Source organism: Protofrankia sp. CiP1_Cm_nod1, from assembly GCF_920888515.1.
GTDB lineage: Bacteria > Actinomycetota > Actinomycetes > Frankiales > Frankiaceae > Protofrankia.
The window spans coordinates 1-3,914 of the sequence record NZ_CAKKTM010000003.1 but is presented as its reverse complement, the minus strand read 5'-3'; the positions used below and the strand labels follow the sequence as shown (position 1 = coordinate 3,914).

The window sequence follows — 3,914 nt, the reverse complement described above, 5'->3', positions numbered from 1 at the left end:
CCCCAGCGAAGCCGCCCAACGGGCGGCGAGCAAGGAAAGCCAGCCCGTGGACCTGGGTGGACTTGAACCACCGGCCTCTTCCTTATCAGATCATTTTGACACTGGGTGACCAGGCGGGTGCGTCCCATTCATCCAACTGGTCGCATTCGTCAGTCGGTGTCCGCAGCAGACGATCACAGATAGTCCCGTCGGTCGCGTCGGGTTCCGTTCACGATTCCGTGCACGTGGCTCGGGTCCCGTGCAGCCGTGTCGGGTGGGTGGCCGTCCGACGCGCCCGGCGAGCATGGCGCCCCCGGCGCCACGCGCAGTTCGCGGCGCGGCGGACGGACGGGCCCCGCGCGGCACGGCGTGCCCTGGTCGACATCCCGGCCGAGCCGTCGATCCCGGCCGCCTGCGACGGCTTCGCCAGACTCCGGGCTGAGCTGATCACCTCCGTCGGTCGGGCAGGCTTCGCCCTACCCCGGGTTCTCCCGGCCGGGCAAGGGCCGCATCCCCACTCGAGTTCGATCTTTGCCGCCGGCCCTTGCGCGGTCGGGAGGTTCCGGGGTAGCCCTCGGGGTGCCCGTCCGGCGGAGGTGATCAGCGGACATGCCCCCACCCACCACCGGAAACGAACACGTATTCGACCCACCTCCAGAGAGAGGGCCGGGGTTCGGGGCGGAGCCCCGTGGTCTTTGCGGCCCGCAGGGCCGCGCTTGAACAAGTAGGGAAAGTTGGCACAGTCACTCACGACACCAAAAGCATCCGATAAGTTACAAAAAGTGATAAGAGTGGTAATCCGAACCTTTGTCTCAGGTCACGGCGAGACGGTAGGAGAGCACGGATCGGTGGCCAGCCATGACGATGTCCGCAGTCTCGACCGGCTTGTCACCCACTCGGTAAGTGCGCCTCATCGAGAGGACGGAGGCGCCCGGAGGCAGTTCGAGCGCTCTCACCTCGTCGGCTGTCGGTGGCCGCGAGGTGATCTCTTCCTCTACCGAGTCGATGTGTTGGCCGATCAGATCAAAGCGTGCGACAACGCCGATTGCTGCGCCTTCCTCGGGAAGCTCGATTGGCGTGCCCGTGGTGAGGGCTGAGGGCTCCCACGAGATGGCCGTTTGGATCGGGGTCCCGTCATAGCGGTAGAGGTATCGCGTCACAGTCACCGGCTCGCCGGGCTGAATGGCGAGCCGTTCGGCAACCTGTTCGTCTGCCGTTTCGCGCGTCGTCTCGTGGTCCCAGGAGGCTCGCCCGCCCGACGCGGCGGCAGATCGAGCAAACGGGGATGTTGACTCCGTGGAGCCTGGCGGGCGCCGCCGGTAGAAGTCGGTTGTGATGCGTCGGACCGACGGCCGGGTCTGGACGAAGGTTCCGTGCTGGCCTCGGGTTTCGATCAGCCCTTCCGTCTGAAGCTGTGCGATCGCGCGACGGATCGTCTCCTGAGCGGCGTGGAAGGTCCGGGCGAGTTCGCGGTGTGAGGGGAGCCGGCTGCCCGGCGGGTACTCACCTGCTTCGATCTTGTCCCGCAACGATGCCGCGATCCGGGTGTATGGCGGGCGGCTTGGCGTGGACATGCCCTAGACCATATCGAGCATGCCCACAAAAGATCTTTCAAAAGATGCCCTAGGGCATGTGGACATGCCTTAAGGCATGCTGCTACTGTCGAGCCACGCTGAGACGGGAGGCAACCCGTCGAGGTGGCTGGGCCTTCTGGACATGAAGAAGGCCCGGGTGGGAGGCAACCCACACCGGGCCAGACGCGACTGATGATCGCTCTTCGAGCGTACAGCGTCTGACCTTCTCGTGGACGCCTTCCACGCCTGTTGTTGGCGTGCCCGCCGGCTGCGGCCGGGGGCTGGTGGAAGGGCGTGTGATGACGCTTTCTGTTCTGTTCGCCGTGGATGGTGGGGATCGTCCGTGGCCGACGTTGCCGGACGACCCGGAGCCGGACCGCTGGGTTGTGATCGTCGATGGTGCGAAGTCGTCGGGTGGTGTCCGGTGAGCCGGCGGCAGAAGGCGAAGGACGTGGTGACCGAGGTGGCCCGGCCGCGGCGGGGTGAGCGGTTGGACGCGCCGTCGCCGACGCGGCGGGCGGTGGTGAAGGCCGCGTTGACCGCGCCGGTCGGGGTGGCGCTGTTCGGGTCGCAGCAGTCGGAAGAGCTGTCGTTGGAGACGCCGCGGTCGCGGGAGGCGCGTCATGGCCGGTGAGCAGGCGGCGGTGCGGGAAGCGGTGGTGCGGGACGCGTTGCACGCCGCGGTGGCGGCGGTGGACCCGCCGGTGCCGGTCGTGGGGAAGGGGAAGCCGGTGCGGCCGGTGCCCCGGCGGGAGTCCCCGACCGTCCCGACCGAGACCGGCGGTGGCAGCGACGCTGACGGCGCTACCGGTATGGCGCACGCTGCGACGATCGATGCCCGGTCTGTCTCGTCTCCCGCGCGGCGGCAGGCCGCCGCGCTGCGGGCCGGGCTTGAGCTGCTGGCCGCGGTCGGGGACGCGGTGGACGCCACCGGTGCCCGGCTGCACCTGACCGTTTTCGCCTCCGGCCACCGGCCATCGCTGTCCGTCGACGTGTTCGGCGCCACCGCCCCCGGCGGACCCGACGAGGCGCCGGTGATCCTGGCCGGCCTGACCGCGGTGGCCGGCCGGCTCGGGTTGCCGCTGACCGTCGACTACGACACCCCGCGCTCCGTCGGCCTGTCCGTGACGACCACGATCACCGGCGTCCAGGTCCGGATCTGCACCCGGTTCACCACCCCCGACGGCATCGCCGCCGCCCGCGCTCTTCTTCCCGCCTCGACAGGGGACCCCCGATGACCACACCGACCACGGCCGGCACCGTGGCCACCGGCCCGGCTGCTGCTCCCGCCGGCCCGGCCGGGGAGACACCTGACCCGCTGGCCGGGCTCACCCCGCTGATCTCGGTGGAGACCGCCGCGGAGGTTCTCGGGTTCTCCCGGGCGTCGGCGTACCGCTACGCCAAGGCCGGGGCGCTGCCGGTCCGGCGGATCGGCGGCCGGGTGTACGTCGTGACCGCGGGGCTGCGTGCCCTGCTCACCCCGGACGGGGGTGCCCGGTGAGCGCCACCCGGCTGCGGGTGGCCCTGGCCGTCGATCCCGACGGCGGGCCGGCGGTCGACGCGGCGACCGTCCCTGGCGTTCTCGACGGGTTCGCGTGCCCGGTCTGCTTCCCGCGGGCCCGTACCGGCGAGCGTGGTGCGCGGAAGAGCCCGAAGGCGGTCACGATCCCCACATCGGCCAAGGAGATCAGGAACCTGATCGGTAGGAAGCGGACGTCGAAGACGACGGCCGCGGACGGGGTGACGACGCGGGACCGGCTCACCGGCCGGGAGTCGACCACGCTGACCCCCGCGCAGAAGGCGGAGCTGGCCCGCCGCCGGAAGGTCAAGAAGAAGGGCGGCCGGTGATGGGTACGAAGATCAGCGCCGATCAGTGGATCAGCCGTCTGGTCGGTGCCGGCCTGGCCGTCGTGGCCGGGGTCGCCGCGGTCGTCTCGTACCGGCACATGCGCGACCTGTCCGCCCGCCACGGCGAGGACGGGCTGTCCTCGACGATCCTGCCGCTGTCCGTGGACGGGCTGCTGGCGGTGGCCGCGCTGGTGCTGCTGGCCGATGCCCGTGCCAACCGGCGCGGCGGCCGGGCCACCGCCTGGTTCGCGGTCACGCTCGGGATCGGCGCGTCGGTGGCCGCGAACGTGGCGCACGCCGAGCCGACGTGGACCGGCCGGCTGATCGGCCTGTGGGCACCGGTCGCGCTAGCGGTCGCGCTGGAGCTGGCGTTGCGGCATGTCCGGCACGCGGCGGCCGACCAGGCGCGGCCGGCACTCGAGGCCACGGCCGATACGGATGGCCCGCCGGCCCGGGTGACGCCGGTGGTCGCGCCACCCGTGGCCGCCCCTGCGCGGGTGGCCGGGCCAGCGG

6 protein-coding genes are annotated in these 3,914 nt (G+C 71.0%); 5 read left to right on the top strand and 1 reads right to left on the bottom strand.

The genetic code is table 11. The annotated features are described in order from the left end of the window. Positions 1 to 791: 791 nt before the first annotated feature. Positions 792 to 1,553, bottom strand: coding sequence for a GntR family transcriptional regulator (locus tag NBX02_RS00275; protein WP_250289465.1), 762 nt, complete (start codon positions 1,551 to 1,553; stop codon positions 792 to 794). A 424-nt stretch (positions 1,554 to 1,977) separates the two neighbouring features. Here NBX02_RS00275 and NBX02_RS00270 point away from each other — a divergent pair, with 424 nt between their 5' ends. The 5 genes from NBX02_RS00270 to NBX02_RS00250 all read left to right on the top strand — a co-directional run. Further along, the gene (locus tag NBX02_RS00270; RefSeq protein ID WP_250289462.1) at positions 1,978 to 2,187 is read left to right on the top strand and encodes a hypothetical protein; all 210 of its coding nucleotides are present in this window, start codon (positions 1,978 to 1,980) and stop codon (positions 2,185 to 2,187) included. Further along, a complete protein-coding gene (locus NBX02_RS00265; RefSeq protein WP_250289460.1) occupies positions 2,177 to 2,791 on the top strand; it encodes a hypothetical protein in 615 nt (204 codons plus the stop codon). The genes NBX02_RS00270 and NBX02_RS00265 overlap by 11 nt, the downstream gene beginning before the upstream one ends. Then, positions 2,788 to 3,054 (top strand): helix-turn-helix domain-containing protein, encoded by a 267-nt coding sequence (locus NBX02_RS00260; protein WP_250289458.1) that lies wholly within the window; start codon positions 2,788 to 2,790, stop codon positions 3,052 to 3,054. The genes NBX02_RS00265 and NBX02_RS00260 overlap by 4 nt, the downstream gene beginning before the upstream one ends. Beyond that, positions 3,051 to 3,401: a hypothetical protein gene (locus tag NBX02_RS00255; protein ID WP_250289456.1), complete on the top strand. Its 351-nt coding sequence runs from the start codon at positions 3,051 to 3,053 to the stop codon at positions 3,399 to 3,401. The genes NBX02_RS00260 and NBX02_RS00255 overlap by 4 nt, the downstream gene beginning before the upstream one ends. Beyond that, on the top strand, positions 3,401 to 3,914 hold a 514-nt coding region (locus NBX02_RS00250), incomplete at its 3' end, for a DUF2637 domain-containing protein (protein ID WP_250289454.1). The genes NBX02_RS00255 and NBX02_RS00250, both read left to right, overlap by 1 nt.